Annotated in this window: 11 protein-coding genes; 10 read left to right on the top strand and 1 reads right to left on the bottom strand. The window is 47.3% G+C overall.

The genetic code is table 11. The annotated features are described in order from the left end of the window. Positions 1–31: 31 nt before the first annotated feature. The 10 genes from Q8N16_02910 to recA all read left to right on the top strand — a co-directional run bounded on the left by Q8N16_02910 (position 32) and on the right by recA (position 19300). A complete protein-coding gene (locus Q8N16_02910; protein MDP3093691.1) occupies positions 32–664 on the top strand; it encodes a ComF family protein in 633 nt (210 codons plus the stop codon). Between the two features lie 54 nt (positions 665–718). Next, positions 719–1606, top strand: coding sequence for a DNA-processing protein DprA (dprA, locus tag Q8N16_02905; protein MDP3093690.1), 888 nt, complete (start codon positions 719–721; stop codon positions 1604–1606). Beyond that, positions 1596–3137 (top strand): YifB family Mg chelatase-like AAA ATPase, encoded by a 1542-nt coding sequence (locus Q8N16_02900; GenBank protein ID MDP3093689.1) that lies wholly within the window; start codon positions 1596–1598, stop codon positions 3135–3137. The genes dprA and Q8N16_02900 overlap by 11 nt, the downstream gene beginning before the upstream one ends. Before the next feature lie 74 nt (positions 3138–3211). Next, positions 3212–3709, top strand: a complete 498-nt coding sequence (locus Q8N16_02895) for a YraN family protein (GenBank protein MDP3093688.1) — start codon at positions 3212–3214, stop codon at positions 3707–3709. 81 nt (positions 3710–3790) lie between these two features. Then, on the top strand, positions 3791–6217 hold the full coding sequence (locus Q8N16_02890; GenBank protein MDP3093687.1) for a hypothetical protein: 2427 nt from the start codon (positions 3791–3793) through the stop codon (positions 6215–6217). Positions 6218–6229: 12 nt separating this feature from the next. Next, positions 6230–8446: a tetratricopeptide repeat protein gene (locus Q8N16_02885; GenBank protein MDP3093686.1), complete on the top strand. Its 2217-nt coding sequence runs from the start codon at positions 6230–6232 to the stop codon at positions 8444–8446. Between the two features lie 364 nt (positions 8447–8810). Continuing rightward, positions 8811–12083, top strand: a complete 3273-nt coding sequence (locus tag Q8N16_02880) for a DNA-directed RNA polymerase subunit beta (GenBank protein MDP3093685.1) — start codon at positions 8811–8813, stop codon at positions 12081–12083. Positions 12084–12157: 74 nt separating this feature from the next. Then, entirely contained in the window at positions 12158–15856 is a 3699-nt protein-coding gene (gene rpoC, locus Q8N16_02875) for a DNA-directed RNA polymerase subunit beta' (protein ID MDP3093684.1), read from the top strand. A gap of 80 nt (positions 15857–15936) precedes the next feature. Further along, a complete protein-coding gene (locus Q8N16_02870) occupies positions 15937–18168 on the top strand; it encodes a DNA translocase FtsK (GenBank protein MDP3093683.1) in 2232 nt (743 codons plus the stop codon). Positions 18169–18271: 103 nt separating this feature from the next. Next, positions 18272–19300 carry a recombinase RecA gene (recA, locus tag Q8N16_02865; GenBank protein MDP3093682.1) on the top strand — a complete coding sequence of 343 codons (1029 nt, stop codon included), beginning with the start codon at positions 18272–18274 and terminating at the stop codon, positions 19298–19300. Between the two features lie 4 nt (positions 19301–19304). On the opposite strand, the gene rpsR is transcribed toward recA, so the two are convergent. After that, positions 19305–19502, bottom strand: coding sequence for a 30S ribosomal protein S18 (gene rpsR, locus Q8N16_02860; GenBank protein ID MDP3093681.1), 198 nt, complete (start codon positions 19500–19502; stop codon positions 19305–19307). Positions 19503–19771 lie beyond the last annotated feature (269 nt).

The raw sequence follows: 19771 nt of genomic DNA, 5'->3' as shown, positions 1-19771 counted from the left end.
GACTGTCGTCAATGAGGCCAAGTTTTAAAAGATGATGTGGGAGAAATTAAAAGAGACGGTTTTGGATATAATTTTGCCGAGAAGTTGCGTTGGTTGCGGCAAAGAGGGAAAGTATATTTGCGAAAAATGCAGCTTATTTCTTTCCGAAGCCCCCAGTCTTTTTCAACAGGGAAGCGTGGAGGAAGTGGTTAGTTGTTGGGAGTACGAAGGGTTGATCAAAGAGATTATTTTTAAAATTAAATACGACGGGATGTTTGACGCCATCGACGAGCTTGTTGAAAAGGCTTTTGAAACAAGAGAACCGTATGTTCCGGAAGACACAATAATAACTTTTGTGCCCCTTTTCAAGAAAAAAGAAAGACGGAGAGGGTTTAACCAGGCGGAATTAATAGCCAAAAAAATCGGAGAAATTACAAGGAAAAAGATATTACCTCTGCTGGAAAAAATAAAAGACACGCCGTCCCAAACAAAATTAGACAAGACAAAGCGGTTAGTCAACGTCAAAGATTCCTTTCGAAGAAAGGAGCTTAGCTCCTTTAGTGACAATGTTCTACTAGTAGATGATATTTGGACAAGCGGAGCGACAATGAAAGAATGTGCCAAGGTTTTAAGAAAGTCGGGAGTAAAGAGGGTTTTTGGCTTCACCCTGGCTCGTACCATGTAGGAAAAGCACAATTAAGAAGAAAGGATCTAAGCTCCTTTAAAGAGAACGAATATCGTGAATGTTATTGAAATAAATAAGTTTAATTCTGTCGAATTAAAAGACAAAAGATACCCGAGGTTGTTGAAGAAAATTAAGGGGGCGCCCAAGAAGCTTTATTATAAAGGCGAGTGGGACAATGATATTTTTGAAAATTGTCTGGCGGTGGTGGGTTCTCGGAGATTCACGAGCTATGGCCGGCGGATGACCGAACTTCTGGTTTCAGAAATTGCCGCAGCAGGAGTGACGATTGTTTCCGGTTTCATGTACGGCGGGGACGAAGCGGCCCATCGGGCGACGGTGACAGTTGGCGGCAGGACCATTGCCGTTATGCCCTGCGGTATAGATTTAATCCATCCCGAATATCAAGAAGAACTTTACCAAAAAATTTTAGAGAACAGGGGCTTAATTCTCTCGGAATTCGAAGGAAGTTTTTCGCCGGCCCTGTGGACCTATCCCAAAAGGGACAGAATTGTGGCCGGACTCTCCCAGGCCGTTTTGGTAGTCGAGGCTGGTCTTGTTTCTGGCACTTTCATTACGGTGGGACACGCCAAAAGTTTTGGCCGGAAGATATTTGCCGTGCCAGGACCATTGACGAGCGAAGTTTCTCAGGGAACGGCCAAGTTAATCAAGGATGGAGCCGCGGTGGTAACCCAAGCCCAAGACATTTTGAGTTTTTTCAACATCTCCTTGACTAAGCCGAGTTTGGTCGGAGTCAAGACCGGTTTGGTTAGAATGAGCGATCTGGAAAGGAAAATAATGGAAAATCTAAAGAGAGAGCCTATGGAAGCCGATGGCTTAGCCCGGCTCCTGTCTCTGCCGGTTTCAAAAATCAGCGCTGACCTATCTTTAATGCAAATCAAAGGCTTTATAAAACAAGAAGGTAACAAATACTATGTTAGTTAAAGTTCCATCAGCCGCCAATTTAGGGCTGGAAACAATTAAAGTCGACGTTGAAGTGCATTTAGCCAACCGAGGATTGCCCGGTTTTGAAATCGTTGGTTTGCCCGACAAAGCCGTGGACGAAAGCAAAGAAAGGGTGAGGGCGGCCATTTTGAGTTCAGGCATTGAGTTTCCTCCAAAGAAAATCACCGTTAACTTGGCGCCGGCCGATATTCCCAAGGAAGGCTCTTTTTATGATTTGCCGATCGCTCTGGGAATACTGAGAAGTGTTTTGCCCTTTTCTTTGCCGGAAAAATCTTTATTCTTTGGCGAGCTGTCGCTGGACGGTTCGTTACGCCATACTCGGGGAGCTTTTTTGCTGGCGCTTTTTGCCAAAGAGGCCGGTTTTGAAAATTTATTTGTCCCCAAGGATTCGGCCAACGAGGCGGCGGTCATCAAAGGAATTAAGGTGTATCCCGTGGAAAATCTTTTTGAACTGACGGCTCATTTCCTAGGCAGGAAGCTGATTGAACCAGCGATTTTCAAAAAGAGCGAAATCGATGACCGACTTCCCGCTCCGGCCGAGTTTGACATGAAAGAAATCTTGGGCCAGGAACAGGCCAAACGTGCCATAGAAATAGCGGCCTCGGGCAGTCACAATATTATTATGGTAGGCTCTCCGGGCTCGGGAAAAACCATGCTGGCTAGAGCTCTTCCTGGAATCTTGCCGCCATTAAGCGAAGAAGAGTCTTTGGAAGTGACGAAACTGTATTCTGCCTCGGGCAACATACCGCCTGGAGGTTCTCTGGTTACTAGTCGCCAATTCAGGGCGCCGCACCATACGGCTTCTCTAGTTGGTCTGATCGGCGGGGGAACCAGACCCCAGCCTGGAGAAATCAGTTTAGCGCACAGAGGAGTTCTTTTTCTGGATGAGTTTAATGAATTTCCCAGATCGGTGATGGAGGCTCTTCGTCAGCCTTTGGAAGACGGCTATCTGACGATATCTCGAAGCAAAGAAAGGGTGAGGTATCCGGCCGATTTCATGCTCGTGGCCTCGGCCAATCCCTGTCCCTGCGGCTACCTGAATCATCCAAGGAAAAATTGCATTTGTTCTCCCCGTCAGATCAGGAAATACCAGAGAAGAATTTCCGGGCCAATTCTCGATAGAATCGATTTGCACGTGGTTGTTCAGCCGGTTGATGTTGGGGAATTTTCGGAAAATCAAAAAGCCTCAGAGTTTTTAGAATCGTCGGAAAAAGTCAAAAAAAGAGTGGTGGTGGCCCGAAAAATCCAGCAAAAACGCTTTAAGAGAAAGGATATTTATACAAACGCCCAAATGAAGAACAGCCACATTAAAAAATACTGTCAACTGACGAAAGAAGTGGAACAGCTTTTAAGGCAGGCCGGCCTGAAATTCCAATTATCCGCCCGGTCTTACATGAAAATGATAAAAGTAGCCCGAACCATTGCCGATTTAGAAAGAATAGAGGATATAGGCATTTCCCATATGGCCGAAGCCCTGCAGTACCGACCAAAAATATACGAAGACATTTAAACCAGGTTAAAAGGAGCTAAGCTCCTTTATAGCCCATTGACGACTGTCGTCAATGGGGTCAAATAGATGTATATATGCGCATAAAGCAAATTTTAGACAGTTGTTTAACCGGCTTAAACAACTTAATGGGCAGAAATAAGAAAAAGGAGCTAAGCTCCTTTAGCGGAAAGGAGAAGGGGTTTATGGAAAAGGAGTTAAGCTTCTTTAACAGGAGCGCGCACTTGGATACAGGAAAGAGGGGCGAGGAAATAGCCAAAGAACATTTGGAGAGAAAAGGATATAAGATAGTTGAGCGGAATTACAAGACAAAATATGCGGAGATTGATCTGGTGGCCAAAAGGAAAAATGATTTGGTTTTTGTAGAAGTTAGAACAAGAATGGGGAATAATTTCGGAACTCCGGAGGAAACGATTAACAAGAGAAAACTGAGAAAACTTTGGGGTAATGCGGTGGCCTATGCGGCTAGGGCAAAATGGAAAGGTTTTTACAGGATAGACGCTATATGTATTGTTTTGAAAAAAGATTATTCTTTAGATCGTTTAAATCATTACGAAAACATCGTCGGCGGCTAAACGAAAATGAAACCTTGCTTTCAGCTTAAAATTAAGCTATTATTATAAAGTAATTATTATTAACAAATTTAAGTCAAAAATATGGCAGACGCACAAGATTCAACTAAGGTTTGGCAAAAGGTCTCCAAGACAGCAATTTTAGTATTGGTCTTCTTGCTGCCCTCGTTCTTCCTGCCTTTTACCTCAAACGTCTTAGATTTCAACAAGCAGGCTCTTTTGGTGGTTTTCGTCTTGGCTTCGCTTTTTGCCTGGCTATTGAAGTCCTTGATCGAAGAAAAGATTTCTTTGGACGTCAGCTGGTTTAATCTGGCCCCGGCAGCTCTTTTAGTCGTCACCGCCCTGTCAACCTTGTTTTCCGCCTACAAATACGGCAGTTTCTGGGGCTGGCCTCTAGTCATTTCCTCAAGTTTTTTGAGCACTCTAGTTTTAATCCTGCTTTACTTTCTGATAGTCAACCTTTACCGAAAACCGGAAGACGTCTTCGGATTGATCTTTATTCTGGTGGTTTCTGGATTGTTGGTGGCTCTGATTGCTCTGCCCCAAATTCTCGGCAAGTTTCCTTTGCCCTTTGATTTTGCCAAGTCAACCTCGTTCAACACGGTTGGATCTGCGAACGGCTTGGCTGTTTTTCTGGCAGCCTTTCTGCCCTTGGCCGCCAGCCTGATATTCATCTCTAAAAAGAAATTGGTTAAGGTTCTGGTCTGGCTGTTTGTCATCGTTTCTCTCTTTCTGCTTCTGGCGATTAATTTTCAGACCGCCTGGCAGATTCTTATGGTTGAAGCTTCCCTGATTCTTATCTTCGGCATTGCTAAAAGAGAAGTTTTCAATCTCAGCTGGCTGTTTCTGCCGATGCTGATTCTGGCCTTTTCTTTATTTGCCTTGATGATGAGGAGTTCGATTATCCCGACGATCAATCTTCCGATTGAAGTTTCTCCGACTTTGGGCTCCAGCTTTAACGTCGCCCTGAAGACGGTCAAGAGTTTTAAACCGCCGATTTCCTGGATGTTTGGATCCGGTCCCGGCACTTTTGTTTACGATTACTCGATGTACAAGCCGGTGGACATTAATCAGACGGTTTTTTGGGGGACAAGATTCGGATCAGGGTCTTCGGAGGTTTCAGACCGTCTGGCAACTACCGGTATTCTGGGATTTCTCTCTTTCCTGGCCGTTATTGGTCTGGCCGGTTTTTTCGGGCTCAAAAGCGTCATTTACGGCGAGGCCAAGAAGGAAAATTTCGTCTGGATAATGCTTACGGGCGTTGTCGCCAGCTTTATCGGGGTTGTTATCAGCTTTTTCATGTATCCGAGCAACCTTTCTTCCATGTTTTTGTTCTGGATGCTTTTGGCATTCATCTTCTGCCTGATTGGCATCAAGACTAAGACTTTTGACCTTCAGCCGTCTCGGGCGTCGGAGCAAGCCTCGAAAGGGAAGATATCTACTCCTTGGATCACTGTCGGCGTTTCCTTTGCTTTCATAGTCGTCTTGATTGTTTCGATGACCGTCTTTTTCGCCCAGGGCCAAAGGTATTTTGCCGAAGTAAACTACGTAAAAGCTTTGCGGGATGTTCAGAAGGGCGATAATAGCGCCGCCGTCATCCATCTGTCTAGCGCCATCCGTTTGACAGGATCTAAGCAGGACAATTACTGGAGAGATTTATCGCAGGTTTATCTTTTCAGGATCAACGAAGAGCTGCAGAGGAAAGATATCACTCAGCAGGAAGTCGGCCAAAACGTCACCAACCTAATTTCTTCTCTGGTGGCGGCCGCCAAATCTTCAAGCGACGCCTCCCCGAAAAATATTGCCAACTGGACAGTCAGAGGCTTTGTTTACAGCAATATCCTGTCCATTATCAAGGGGGCCGACGGCTGGGCAATCAGTGCTTACGAGGAGGCGATAAAGCTTGAACCGACCAGTCCTTATATTTACACTGTTTTAGGGCAGGTTTATGTCAGCCAGGCCGATGATCTCGCTCTGGACAAAACTAAGGCCGCTGACAGGCAGCAGGCCCTGGATACTGCCAGAGGAAAATTCCAGAAAGCTCTTGATTTGAAATCAGACTACGCTCCGGCCCGCTTCCAACTGGCCATGATTGATGTCAGAGAAAACAAGACAAAAGACGCCATCGCCAAGCTCGAAGAAACAAAAGCAATTGCTCCTTTTGACACGGGGCTGGCCTTTCAGCTCGGAGTCATTTACCAGGCAGACAATCAGATAAAGAATGCCAGGGCCGAGTTTGAAAGAGCCGTCGCCCTGGACCCGAATTATTCCAACGCTAGGTACTTCCTCGGTCTTTTATACGATCAGGCTGACGAAAAACAGAAAGCGATCGAGCAGTTTGGAAAGGTTTCCCAGCTCAATCCGGACAATGATCAGGTAAAAAAGATCTTAGAGAACCTAAAAGCCGGCAAGAAAGCCCTTGAAGGAGTGATTCAGGCCGAGCAGCCGCCGATTCAGGAGAAGCTGCCCGAAGAGTTGGAAGTGACGCCTTCTCCGTCTCCGACGAAGTAAATTTTGTTATCCATGAATCTTAAACTGGGCCGTATTTTCCTCTACGGGTTTTCTGCCCTCGTCTTTTTAGTGCCTCTTTTCTGGCTGCCTTTTTCCTTTGAGGCCTGGGAGTTCCCAAAGGAGTTTTTGCTGTTTTTCTTAAATCTAGCACTTCTGATTGTCTATTTTTTCAGCAATTTTTCGCCAGAAGAGAGGCCTAAGTTAAAAATTTTCTGGCCGTTTGACTTGTTAGTCTTGGGATTCTTGATAGTCGCTGCTGTTTCCGCCTTGTTTTCGGTTGACAAGGTTTCCAGCATCTTTGGTTTTTACGGCCGGTTCTCAAACGGCCTGATTGGCTTAATTTCTTTTGCCCTTGTCTATTTTCTGGCCAGCCGCCTGCCGAAAGACAAGGCAGACAGGGTTATAAAAACCATTCTCTGGTCGGCCAGCTTTATTGTCCTTATTGCCTATTTGTCTTTGACGGGGATTTTGGCAAAACTGGTCAGTTTTTCCCCGGCTCTTTTGCAAAGAAACTTCAATTTAGTCTCTCCTTCTCTCGAAGGGCTGGTTATGTTCCTGGCGCCTCTGATGTTCTTGAGCATTGGCTTTAGGGAGAAAAAACTGGCCTGGGTTTTCCTCGCTTTTTCTGCAGGATTGATACTTCTGGTTGACTATGCCCCGAGCCTGATCGTCCTTGGATTGACCTCTCTGTTATATTTGGGACTGATTTCTTTCAAGAAAAAATCGGAGGGAATAAAAAGCTTGGCTTTGATCTTGTTATTGTTTTTGACTTTGTCTGCGGCTGGAATGAGTTTGGATATCTCCAAGATTTTTCCAAAGAGCTTGGTTTCTTTTCCTCGCGAAGTGACTCTGGATTTGCAGACGAGCTGGCAGATCAGCCTGGAGGCTTTCAAGTCAAGGCCGATTCTGGGATCTGGTCCCGGCACCTTTTTCTACAACTTCTCCAAATTCAAGCAGGAGAGTTTTAACCGGGACCCTTTGTGGCAGATAAGATTTGACCGTCCCGTCAGCCATATTTTAGAGATGATGTCGACGACGGGCTTGTTTAGCCTCCTGATTTTTCTTGTTTTGGCGGTTTTGGCGATTAAGTCCCCTTTCCCAAGCCTTGGCCATGTCTTTCGGCCAAGCCCTGATTTGCCGTTTTTGAATCTGGTTTTTGCCTTTATTTCCTCTGTTTTTGCCCAGGCGTTCTATTACCAGAATGTGGTCTTGGGATTCAGCTTCTGGCTGTTTTTGGGGCTGATTACGGGACTGACGGCAAAAGAGAAGGGTTTCAATTTAATAGGCTTTCTGGGAAAGTTCAGAATCCCGAGAACTATTTTTGACAAAGACGGTTCCGGAAAAAGAATTCTCCTGCTAGTCTTTATTTTGTTTTTAAGCCTGGCCTTGATCTTCGTTGTTTTCTGGGCCTCAAGGATTTATTGGGGGGATTTCCTTTACTATCAGGCGCTTGGAAAAGCCAAGATAGACGACAAAGTCGCCTTGAATCGAAAGGCGGTTTCCGTCAATCCTTACTTTGCCGAGTACCAGATAGTTTTGAGCCGGAGCCTGATCAATCTGGCAATCCAAGAGTCGCAAAAAGCTGATACTAAAAACGTTTTCCAGACAGTCGTTTCAGCCGTAGATTCTGCCAGAAGGGCAACCGAGATTTCTCCGAACTGGGTAGCTTCGTGGGAGACCCTGGGCATGATTTATCAGGAGGTCCAGGGACTGGTTTCGGGGACCGAGGATTGGGGGATAAAATCCTTTGAAAGAGCGGTGGACTTGGAGCCGGCCAATCCCTTGCTCCATTCGAGGCTGGGGCGGGTTTACTTTGCCAAGGGAGATTTGAATAAGGCAAAGGAAGAGCTCGTGAAAGCCAGAGCCTTAAAACCCGACTTTTTGGAACCCCGGATATTTTTAGGACTGGTCAGAGAAAAACAGGGAGATCTTAAAGGAGCTTTAAGCTACATGTCTCATCTCGGTCAGCTCTATCCTTTGAACACTGACATTGCTTTTCAATTGGGCAGGCTTTATTTTAACCAGAACAAGACCAATGAGGCGATTTTAGAATTTGAAAGAGCTTTGAAGCTTAACCCCTCGCATTTAGATAGCCTTTATTCTCTGGCTCTGGCTCTTGAGAAAAAGGGGGACAAAACTCAGGCGATCAGCTTTTTGGAACGGGCCTTGAAAATCAGTCCTAACAACCAGATTCTGAAAGACAAACTGGAGCAATTGGAGAAACATTAAAAACTCTTGACAACAGTCATTGGCTTGTAATATAATACTTCTATACGCGCCCTAGACAATTTGGGTTTTTTGATATAGTTTAAAAGCATTAGCGTTTTAAATAATTTCAGAGGTAACTTGAAGCCTCTTCGGCTAGATTAAAAGCTTAACTTTTAGTAGCCCCAATCCTGGCGGGGTTTTTTCGCTTTTTACCCCGCACCAACTTTGCCAGAAAAGCATCTTGCGAAGTGCGCTTGCCGAATAGGCAAACCCCCGTAATTGGGCGCAGCGCTTCGCTCCAGTTCGGGGTGCAGCTATTCGCTGCCCGCACTGCGCAATCTAATAATTAAGCAAAGTTGGTGCGGGGTTTAGAGCGTTGGCAAAGATGAAGGTAAAATCTTTCTCTAAATCAAACGTCTCTTTTCGCCTCCCCTATCTTTGTTCGCTTCAAAGAGACAGCTGGCAGTGGCTTTTGCAAAAGGGCCTGGGCGAGCTTTTCTCTGAAGTTTCGCCGATCAGAGACTATACCAAGAAAGAGTTCGAACTCTGGTTTTTGGGTTACAAACTCGACGAGCCGAAATACAAAGACGACCTTGAGGCCAAGAATGACAACGGTTCGTACGAAGCTTCCTTGAGAGTAAAAACCAGGCTGGTCAACCTCAAAACCAAGGAAGTCAAAGAGCAGGAGGTTTTCCTGGCCGATTTTCCGATTATGACCGAAAGAGGCACTTTTATTGTCAACGGAGTCGAAAGGGTGGCCATCGCCCAGCTCATCCGCTCTCCGGGAGTTTTTTTCACCAGCCAGCAGATTGGCGGTCGGCAGTATTTCGGCGCCAAAATCATCCCCAACCGGGGCGCCTGGCTGGAAATAGAGACAGACGCTTCGGGCTTTATGGGAATGAAAATTGACAGGAAGAGAAAGGTGGCGGTGACCGCTTTGTTAAGGGCTTTCGGCATCGATAAAGACCAGGCCATCAAAGAGCTTTTTCAAGACGTCAACAATGACCCTGATCTTAACTATGTTGAAGAAACCATCAAAAAAGACTCCAGTCACAACCAGGCCGAAGCCTTGGTGGAAATATACCAGAGATTGAGGCCGGGGGATTTGGTGACGCCCGACACCGCCAGGGAACTGATCGAGAACATGTTCTTCAATTTTGAAAGATACGATTTGTCCAGAGTTGGCCGATGGAGAATGAACCAAAGGCTACTCCGACCGATGGGCACGGATAAAAGACGGATAACCACGGATTCACTGATCCGTGAATCTGTGAAAATCAATCTAAAATCCGCGCAAATCAGTGACGGAGAGGAAATCACCGTCAAAGAAAGAGTTTTGAAACCGGAAGATATTGTCGGAGTCGTCCACGAGGTGATTCGCCTCAACAACACTCCCGGAGCCCTGGCCGATCCGATTGATCATTTGGGAAACAGAAGAGTCAGGACTTCGGCAGAGGTTCTTCAGAATAGAATGAGAGTCGGTTTATTAAGAATGGAAAGGATTATCAAAGACAGAATGTCGACTCTTGAAGAGGGAATGATGGCGCCGTCCCAGGTAATTAATCCCAGGCCCCTAATGGCCGTCATCAAAGAATTCTTCACTTCGAGCCAGCTTTGTCAGTTTATGGACAATGAAAATCCCTTGGCCGAACTGGAGCACAAAAGACGTTTGGCTGCTACCGGCCCCGGGGGATTGACCAGGGAAAGGGCGGGGCTGGAGGTCAGGGACGTTCAGCCGTCGCACTACGGCAGAATCTGTCCGATTCAGACTCCTGAAGGACAGAACGTCGGCCTGATCTCTCACCTGGCCTGTTTTGCCAGAATCAATTCCCTGGGCTTTTTAGAAACTCCTTATTTCAAAGTGGAGAAGGGAAAAGTCACTTCCGAGATCCATTACCTAAACGCTTACGAAGAGGAAAGGTACAATATTGCTCATGCCGGCGTTCCGGTTGGCAAAGACAGCCAGATTATTCCAGAAAAGGTGGCTGCCAGGATCAAAGGCGAGCCTGGAGAGATTGATAAAAGCATGATCGATTTCATGGACGTTTCTTCAAAGCAGACGGTTTCGGCGGCCACGGCCCTGATTCCCTTTCTGCAGAATGACGATGCCAACAGAGCTCTAATGGGTTCCAATATGCAGAGGCAGGCAGTGCCTTTGCTGAATCCCGAAGCTCCTTTGGTCTGCACCGGAGTCGAACCGAGAGTAGCTGAAGATTCCGGCCAGGTTCTTTTGGCCAAAGACGACGGCGTTGTTACCGAGGCGGACGCCCGGCATATCAGGATCCAGAACCAAAAGACTCGCGTCCATACGGATTACTTTTTAAGAACTTTTGTCAGGACTAACCAGTATACCTGTTTCCACCAGAGGCCGATTGTCAAAAAGGGCGAGCACGTCAAGAAAGGCCAGGTTTTGACCGACGGAGCCGCCATTGAAGACGGCTGGCTGGCTTTGGGCAGAAACGTTTTGGTTTCCTTTCTGTCCTTGAGAGGCGGGAATTACGAGGACGCCATCATTATTTCTGAAAGGTTGGTCAAAGACGTCGTTTTTTCTTCAATCCATCTTGAGGATTTCTTCTGCGACGTCAGGGAAACAAAATTGGGTCCCGAAATCACCACTTCAGACATTCCCAACGTCAGCGAGGATAAATTAAAAGACCTTGACTCGGAAGGAGTAATCAGGATCGGGGCCGAGGTCGGCTCCCATGATATCCTGGTCGGCAAAATCTCGCCCAAGGGCGAAACCGATCTGACTCCGGAAGAAAGGCTTTTAAGAGCCATTTTCGGAGAGCGGGCCAGGGAAGTCAAAGACACCTCGCTCTTGCTGGAATACGGGAAAAGAGGAAGGGTTGTCGACGTCAAAGTCTGGGAAAGGGAAAAAGGAGCTCAGCTGGAACCGGGGATCATTAAAAGGATTCAGGTCGAGGTGGCGGAATTCCGCAAGATCCAGGCCGGCGACAAATTGGCAGGGCGCCACGGCAACAAAGGCGTGGTTTCTTTCGTTCTGCCAGAGGAAGAAATGCCTTTCTTAGAAGACGGCACCCCGGTTGATATTGTTTTGAATCCTTTGAGCGTTGCTTCGAGAATGAACCTTGGCCAAATCTTGGAAACTCATTTAGGGCTGGCGGCCAAAACTTTAGGGTACCGGGCGGTTTCCCCGGCTCTTTTGGGAGCCAACGAAGAAGACATCAAAAAGGAGCTAAAAGAGGCCGGGTTTCCGGAAGACGGGAAATTAAAGGTTTTTGACGGCCGGACCGGAGAAGGTTTTCTTGGAAAAGCCACCGTCGGCTACATCTACATGATGCAGCTGATCCACATGGTCGAGGATAAGATCCACATGAGGTCAATCGGACCCTATTCTTTGATTACCCAGCAGCCGCTGGGAGGAAAATCCCAGTTTGGCGGCCAAAGATTCGGAGAAATGGAAGTCTGGGCCCTTGAAGGCTACGGCGCTTCCCACACCTTGCAGGAAATTTTAACTATCAAATCAGACGATGTTTCGGGCCGGGCTGCCGCCTATGAATCGATTCTTAAAGGAGAACAGATCAGGCATCCGAATATTCCGGCTTCCTTTAACCTGCTGGTGGCAGAACTGAAATCTTTAGGCTTGGCAGTGGAAGTAAAAGAGAAAATAAGGGAAGAGAAGCAAGAAGATAACTAGTTTATTAGCGTCTAGCGGCTAGCGTCTAGTAAGTTGACTAGACGCTAAACAACTAGACGCTAGACCCTAAACAAATGAGAGTCGCCGATTTACAAGCTATCCGCATCAAGCTCGCCTCGCCCGAGGAGATTTTGGCTTGGAGCCACGGCGAAGTGACTAAGCCCGAGACGATCAACTACCGCACCCAAAAACCCGAGAAAGAAGGCTTGTTTGACGAAAAGATCTTCGGGCCGGAAAAAGACTATGAATGCTACTGCGGCAAATACCGGGGCATCCGCCACAAAGGCATTGTTTGCGACAAATGCGGAGTCGAGGTCACCAAAGCCCAGGTTCGAAGGGAAAGGATGGGCCATATCAAGCTGGCCTCTCCCGTTTCCCACATCTGGTTTTTAAGAGGCGTTCCCTCAAGAATGGGGCAGGTTTTGGATTTGCCGATGTCCCAGTTGGAAAAAGTCATTTATTTCAACGCTTACATTATTACCAAAGTTGACGAGGAAACCAAGAAAAAGATCTTGGAGCAAATCGACAAGGAATACCAGAGCAAACTCAAAATTCAAAAGTCCCGCCTACTCCGCCAGTCGGCGGATTCGGGCGGGCAGGCAAAAGCCGAAAGCGCCAAAGGTAAAAAACAGGACAAAGACAAGAGAGACGCCGAAAAGGTTTTAGCGAAAGAAAAAAAAGGAGCAGAACATGATTTAAAACGAGCCAGGGACGCAGCCAGGGACGAAGTTTCAAACCTGAAAGTGTTGAAAATTATTTCCGAGATCGACTATTTCGACTTGTCCCTGAAATACGGACACTGTTTTGAAGCGGGGTCGGGAGCTGAATCTTTGAGAAAGATTTTTGGCGGAGTTGATTTGAAAAAGCAGGTCAGCCGGCTCCGCCAGGAGTTAGAAACAGCTTCGCCTTTGAACAAAAGGAAGGTCTTAAAAAGAATAAAGCTTTTGCAGGGGATGGAAAAAGCCCATATCAGGCCAGAATGGATGTTTTTGACCGTCCTGCCTGTTTTGCCCCCGGATTTAAGGCCGATGGTCCAGCTCGACGGCGGCCGGTACGCTTCGTCAGACCTTAACGATCTTTACCGGAGAGTTATCAACAGAAATAACCGCCTGAAGTATCTTTTAGAAATCGGGGCTCCGGAAGTGATTGTCAGAAACGAAAAAAGAATGCTTCAAGAAGCAGTTGACGCCCTGATTGACAACGGCATGAGAAAAGGGACGATGACCCAGGCGACCACCGGCGGCAGAAGGCTTTTGAAGTCTTTGGCAGACATTTTAAAAGGAAAACAAGGCAGGTTCAGGCAGAATCTTTTGGGCAAAAGAGTTGACTATTCGGGACGGTCGGTCATTGTTGTCGGGCCGGAACTTTTGCTCCATCAAGTCGGATTGCCCAAGAAAATGGCTTTGGAGCTTTTCAAGCCTTTTGTCATTAAAAAAGTTCTCGACAAAGAGCTTGCCTATAACGTCCGGGGAGCATCGAGATTAATTGATCAGGAAACCGACGATATCTGGGCGATTCTCGAGGAAGTGGTCAAAGACAAACTAGTGTTGCTCAACCGGGCGCCGACTCTGCACCGTCTGGGAATCCAGGCCTTTTACCCGATTCTCATCGAAGGCGAGGCCATTCGAATTCATCCTTTGGTCTGCAGGGCCTTTAATGCCGATTTTGACGGCGACCAGATGGCGGTCCACCTGCCTCTTTCCGAAGAAGCCCAGAAGGAAGCCAGAGAGATTATGCTTTCCTCTCTCAATTTACTGAAGCCGGCCACCGGACTGCCGATTGTCAGTCCGACTCAGGACATTGTCTTGGGATGCTACTGGTTCACCAAATTAAGAGCAGGCGCAAAAGGAGAAGGCAAAATCTTTGGATCTCCTGATGAAGCTCTCTTGGCTCATGAATTTGGAGAACTGGATTTACAGGCTCAAATCAAAGTTCCCTCGCTTTTAGTCAAGGGCGACAAAAAACCGGCAAAAGGAGACCGTAAAAACGCCGCCGATTTTATCGAGACTTCTGCCGGCAGGCTGATTTTTAACCAGGCTCTGCCCGAGGATTTCCCTTTCCAAAACCAGGAGATGAATTCAAAGAGATTAGAGGAACTGATCAGAGAAGTTATCGAAAAATACGGCATTAGCAAAACTCAGCCAATCTTAGACAAGATCAAGACGACCGGTTTTGACGGGGCGACCAGGTCTGGCATCAGCTGGGGCATGGACGATTTGAAGGTGCCCGCAGAAAAGCCGAAATTGATTGAGGCGGCAGAAAAAGAGATCGCCGCTTTAGACAGCCATTATCAGAAAGGCTTTTTGTCCCGCGAGGAGAAATACCAGAGGTCGATCGAAGTTTGGCAAAGAGCCAAGTCGGAAATTGAAAAACTGGTGCCAAAAGCTTTGCCGGATCAAGGTTCGGTTTTTACCATTATTGACTCCGGCGCCAGGGGTTCGTGGGCCCAGCCGGTCCAGATGGCAGGGATGAAAGGCTTGGTTATCAACCCGGTCGGCCGGATTATTGAGCTGCCGATCAAGCACTCTTACAAGGAGGGTTTTGACGTTCTGGAATACTTCCTTTCGACTCACGGAGCCAGGAAAGGCACGGCTGACACGGCTTTGAGAACCTCGACCGCAGGTTATCTGACTCGCCGTCTGGTTGACGTCAATCACGAGGTTATTGTCAAAGACGACGATTGCGGCGACGACAACGGAATTTTGCTTTTGCGCAGAGAAGCAGATGAAATTAGCCAGAACTTTTTGATGAAAATTATCGGCAGAGTCGCTTTAGAAGATATCGGCAGTATGGTCAAAAAAGGGGAGATAATCGACTGGGAAAAGGGCAAGGAAATCGTCAGAGTCGGAATTGACCAGGTAAGAGCCAGGTCGCCTTTGAGCTGCAAGCTTTTAAAGGGAGTTTGCCGCAAATGCTATGGTTGGGATTTTGGCAAGGGAAAAATGGTTGAGATCGGAGAAGCGGTCGGGGTGGTGGCGGCCCAGGCAATTGGAGAGCCGGGAACTCAGTTGACAATGAAAACATTCCATATGGGCGGAGTGGCTTCGGGCGGAGACATCACCATGGGCTTGCCCAGAGTCGAAGAGATCTTCGAGACCAGAGTGCCTGTCGGCAAAGGAGTTATTTCTCAGGCGTCGGGGAGCGTCACCGATATTGTTGACCAAATGATAATTACGGTTAAACCGGAAGGAGACGATTTAAAGAAGGCAAAAGCCAAGAAGCAGGAAACTCTGGAGTACCAGATTCCTAAAGGCAGGGGCATTCTGGTCAAAGTCGGGGATAAAGTCTTGCCCGGACAGCCTTTGTGCGAGGGCAACCTCGACTTAAAAGAGCTTTTCAAGATTGTCGGCCAGGACCAGACCCAGAACCATATTATTAGAGAAGTTCAGCGGATTTATGCTTCCCAGGGAGCGGCTATTCACGACAAACACTTGGAAGTCGTCGTCAGGCAGATGTTTTCAAGACTGAAAATCAAGGATTCCGGAGACAGCGATTTTATCCAGGGAGAGATTGTCAGCAAGACCAAATTCTCTGGAGAGAACAAGAGACTGAAGAAAGAAGGCAAGAAGCCGGCGGTTTCTTTGCCGGTTTTGCTCGGGATTTCCAAAGTGGCTTTGGCCACCGACAGTTTCCTGTCGGCCGCTTCTTTCATCGAGACTTCGAGAGTTCTGATTCGGGCCGCTATTGAAGGCAAAGAAGATTGCCTTGAGGGATTGAAAGAAAATGTCATCATCGGAAAATTAATTCCGGCCGGAACCGGATACAAGAAATAACCTGGAAAATTCTGCTTTCAGGCGGTATAATGTATCATTAGGGGTTTTTGGGTTGCGATCTAAATTTTAAACGAAGTCTCGTGGCTAAAAAGAGGAATCATAGTCGGAAAAACTCTTTTACCAAGAAGAAAAAGGCAGAAGACCGTCATTTTCTGCCGCCTTTTGTTCAAGGTTACATTTTTGGCTTGGTCTTTCTTTTGCTGGCGGCAATAGTCCTGCTTTCTTTTTTTGAATTAGCCGGCAAGGGCGGCCAAGGCATTTTAGAAGCCCTGTTGTTTCTGCTCGGCAGGAGCGCTTTTGTCCTGCCGGTGTTTTTAGTTTTGGCCGGAGTCGTTTTTTTCGCCGGCGGACGAAACCATCAGAAAATCTGGAAAATGACTGTCTTGGCTTTTTTTTCCTGCCTGGTCGGCTTGAGCGCGGTTTTGAATTCGTTTGACGGCGTCAGTTTCTCTTTAAAGCAAAAAGCTCTTGGGGGATTAGTCGGCTATTTTCTTAGCCTACCCTTTTTGAGAATTTTCGGTTTTTGGGTGAATCTCGTTGTTTTCGGAAGCCTGATCATTTTCGGCTTCTTCATTTTCTGGCAGGTGGCTAAAAAGATAAAACCCCAGACAGCCGAAGAATTGGCCGAGCAGCCCCCGGTTTTAAAAAAGATCTTTGAGCCCAGGTTCAAAATAAAGGAAATCAAAGATTCCCGGTCCACTAGAAATACTGGCAAGGAGCTCGCTTTGCCGCCCGAGCTCAAAACAAAACCGATCTTTCAGGGAGTCAAATCTTCCGTTTACAAAAAACCTTCCTTAGACTTTTTGGAAGTTGATCGCGGCGAGCCGACGACCGGGGATATCAGGAACAACATGGCCATTATCAAAAATACCCTGGAAACCTTTAGCATTCCGGTGGAGATGGGCGAAGTCAATATTGGTCCGACCGTCACCCGGTACACCTTAAAGCCGGCCGAGGGCATAAAACTTTCCAAGATTACCGCTTTGAGCAACGATCTGTCTCTGGCTTTGGCGACTCACCCGATTAGGATTGAGGCGCCGATTCCCGGCAAATCTCTGGTTGGAATTGAGGTACCTAACAAAGTCAGGACTCAAGTCAGGTTGAGGAATATTTTCGAGACTCCGGAGTTCCAAGGCTCGCCTTCCCCGCTTCTTTTCAGTCTTGGCAGGGACGTTGCCGGCAATCCCTGTTTCGCCGACTTGGCAAGAATGCCGCACTTGTTGATAGCCGGCTCCACGGGCACTGGCAAAACAATTTGTTTGAACAGCATTGTTTTGAGCCTGCTCTACCGGAACTCGCCGGAAACCTTGAGATTGATCATGATTGATCCCAAAAGGGTGGAATTCCCGGTCTACCAGGAAATCCCCCATCTTTTGTCGCCAGTCATTTTCGACAGCCAAAAAACCGTCAATGTTTTCAAGTGGCTGGTCAAGGAAATGGAAAGGCGTTTTGAGGTTTTGGCTTCGGCCAAGGCCAGGGACATCGCCTCCTACAACCGGGAAGCCAATTTCAGGCTGTCAAAAGCGGCTGTTAAGGGCCAGGAGGAGGATTTAGAGGCAATTCCTTACATCGTCATCATCGTTGACGAACTGGCCGATCTGATGGCTGCCAGAGGCAAAGAGATTGAGGGCGGCATTGTTCGTTTGGCCCAGATGGCGAGAGCCGTGGGCATTCATTTGGTCGTCGCCACCCAAAGGCCGTCGGTTGAGGTGGTCACAGGATTAATCAAGGCGAACATCACTTCGAGAATCACTTTTCAGGTCGCTTCTCAAGTCGATTCCAGAACGGTTATGGATTCGGCCGGAGCCGAAAAGCTTCTCGGAGCAGGCGATATGCTTTTCATCTCTTCGGAAACGGCCAGGCCCAGGAGAATCCAGGGAGCTTACGTCACCGACAAGGAAGTTAAAAAGGTGACTGATTTCTTAAAGTCGCAAAGAGAAGAATTCGGGCCACTGAAAGAAAACTTTTTGGCCGAAGAGTTGGAAAAAGAACTGGAAATTCATCCGCCGGGAAGCGAAAAGTTTTACGCCAGCGACGAAGACCCCTTGTATTTGCAGGCAAAACAACTGGTGATCGAGTTTAGGAAAGCTTCAGCCTCCCTGCTTCAGAGAAGATTGAGAGTCGGCTATGCCAGAGCGGCCCGGCTTTTGGATATCTTGGAGGACAGAGGAGTCGTCGGCCCGGCTGACGGGGCCAAGCCCAGAGAAGTCTACCTTACCGGAGAAACGCCGGGCCAGAATATTGAGATTAAGGTAAAATCAGAAGACAAAGAAGATTCCGATAATGGAGACGGCGACTGGGAGAAAGTCTAAACGAGTATCTAGTATTTTGTATATAGTATTTAGTATGACGTCGTATACAAGATATTAAATACAGGATACAATATACAAAAGTTTCATTATTCTATTATTGAATATGGTTAAGCGAAAAAAAGAAGAAAAAGAAGAAAAACAGGAAAAAACGGGCTTAATGGAGGCGGTTGAAGAAATCAAACAGAGGTTCGGCGAGGGCGCCATCATGAAGCTCCATGATATCAGGGCGGTTGACGTTGACGTTATTCCGACGGGCTCGCCTTCTTTGGATTTAGCTCTTGGGGTTGGCGGAGTTCCCAGGGGCAGGGTGATTGAGATCTTCGGCCCAGAAAGTTCGGGAAAATCAACTTTAGCTCTGCACATCTGCGCCGAGGCCCAGAAAGCCGGAGGCGTGGCTGCTTTTATCGACGCCGAACACGCCTTAGATCCCGATTACGCCAAAAGGCTCGGCGTCAATACTGACGACCTGCTCATTTCCCAGCCAGACTCAGGCGAGCAAGGTCTTCAGATCGTTGAAACCTTGGTCAGGTCAGGCGAAGTTGACGTCATTGTTATCGATTCGGTAGCAGCTTTGGCTCCCAAGGCAGCCATTGAAGGGGAAATGGGAGAATTTCAGATTGGCTTGCAGGCGAGATTAATGTCTTCGGCCCTGCAAAAGCTTTCCGGAGTCATTTCCAAAACCAAGACGATCGTCATTTTCCTTAACCAGCTGAGGATGAAAATCGGCATTATGTTCGGCAACCCCGAGACAACTTCAGGAGGATTGGCCTTAAAGTTCTACGCTTCTGTCAGAATTGATCTTAGGAGAATTGCCCAGATAAAGCACGGAGACGAGATTATTGGTTCAAGAATCAGAGCCAAAGTGGTCAAGAACAAAGTGGCAGCTCCTTTCAGGATGGCTGAGTTTGACATTTACTATAACGAAGGCATTTCTTACTTGACCGATCTTTTGAACTTGGGAATAAAACAGGAAGTGGTTAAAAAGTCCGGCAGCTGGCTGGATTTTGGCGAAACCAGACTTGGTCAGGGAACCGAAGCGGCCAAGAAGTTTCTCAAAGACAATCCAAAAACGGCTGAGGCGATAAAAAAAGCCCTGTTTGAAAAGCAGGAGCAGGATAAAGCCAAAGAATAAAAGCCTACCTTGTAATGTAGGGGAGCAATCCCAAAAACCTGGCTCTCTTGATCGCCCGGGCCAACTTTCTCTGATGGCCGGCGCAAACGCCGGTTCTTTTTTTTGCCCTGATTTTGGCCAAGCCCGAAGTGAACTTCCTCAAAATCTCAAGGTCTTTAAAATCAATATTGTCTATGCCTTTTTGGCAGAAAAAACAATCCATCCTTCGCTCCTCGCTTCGCTTGGAGCTACGGATGGCAGGCCATCCTCTATTTGCCCTGAAAGGTTTTACCAAACAGGCAGCGAAGGATGTCCTTCCGTAGCTTTAGCGGAGGAGGACAATTACTTAATTATTCGCTCCTCGCTTCGCTTGGAGCTACGGATGGCAGGCCATCCTCTATTTGCCCTGAAAGGTTTTACCAAACAGGCAGCGAAGGATGTCCTTCCGTAGCTTTAGCGGAGGAGGACAATTACTTAATTATTCGCTCCTCG

It is taken from the genome of bacterium, assembly GCA_030693425.1.
Taxonomy (GTDB): Bacteria; Patescibacteriota; Minisyncoccia; order Minisyncoccales; family GWA2-46-15; genus GWA2-46-15.
This window is presented reverse-complemented; position numbering and strand designations above follow the sequence as displayed.

Excerpts from the sequence above, each read along its gene's own strand:
- Q8N16_02910 (MDP3093691.1), top strand. The coding sequence starts at position 32 with ATGATGTGGGAGAAATTAAAAGAGACGGTTTTGGATATAATTTTGCCG.
- Q8N16_02895 (MDP3093688.1), top strand. The coding sequence starts at position 3,212 with ATGCGCATAAAGCAAATTTTAGACAGTTGTTTAACCGGCTTAAACAAC.
- rpsR (MDP3093681.1), bottom strand. The coding sequence starts at position 19,502 with ATGGATTGTTTTTTCTGCCAAAAAGGCATAGACAATATTGATTTTAAA.
- recA (MDP3093682.1), top strand. The coding sequence starts at position 18,272 with ATGGTTAAGCGAAAAAAAGAAGAAAAAGAAGAAAAACAGGAAAAAACG.
- Q8N16_02900 (MDP3093689.1), top strand. The coding sequence starts at position 1,596 with ATGTTAGTTAAAGTTCCATCAGCCGCCAATTTAGGGCTGGAAACAATT.
- Q8N16_02885 (MDP3093686.1), top strand. The coding sequence starts at position 6,230 with ATGAATCTTAAACTGGGCCGTATTTTCCTCTACGGGTTTTCTGCCCTC.
- Q8N16_02880 (MDP3093685.1), top strand. The coding sequence starts at position 8,811 with ATGAAGGTAAAATCTTTCTCTAAATCAAACGTCTCTTTTCGCCTCCCC.
- rpoC (MDP3093684.1), top strand. The coding sequence starts at position 12,158 with ATGAGAGTCGCCGATTTACAAGCTATCCGCATCAAGCTCGCCTCGCCC.
- Q8N16_02890 (MDP3093687.1), top strand. The coding sequence starts at position 3,791 with ATGGCAGACGCACAAGATTCAACTAAGGTTTGGCAAAAGGTCTCCAAG.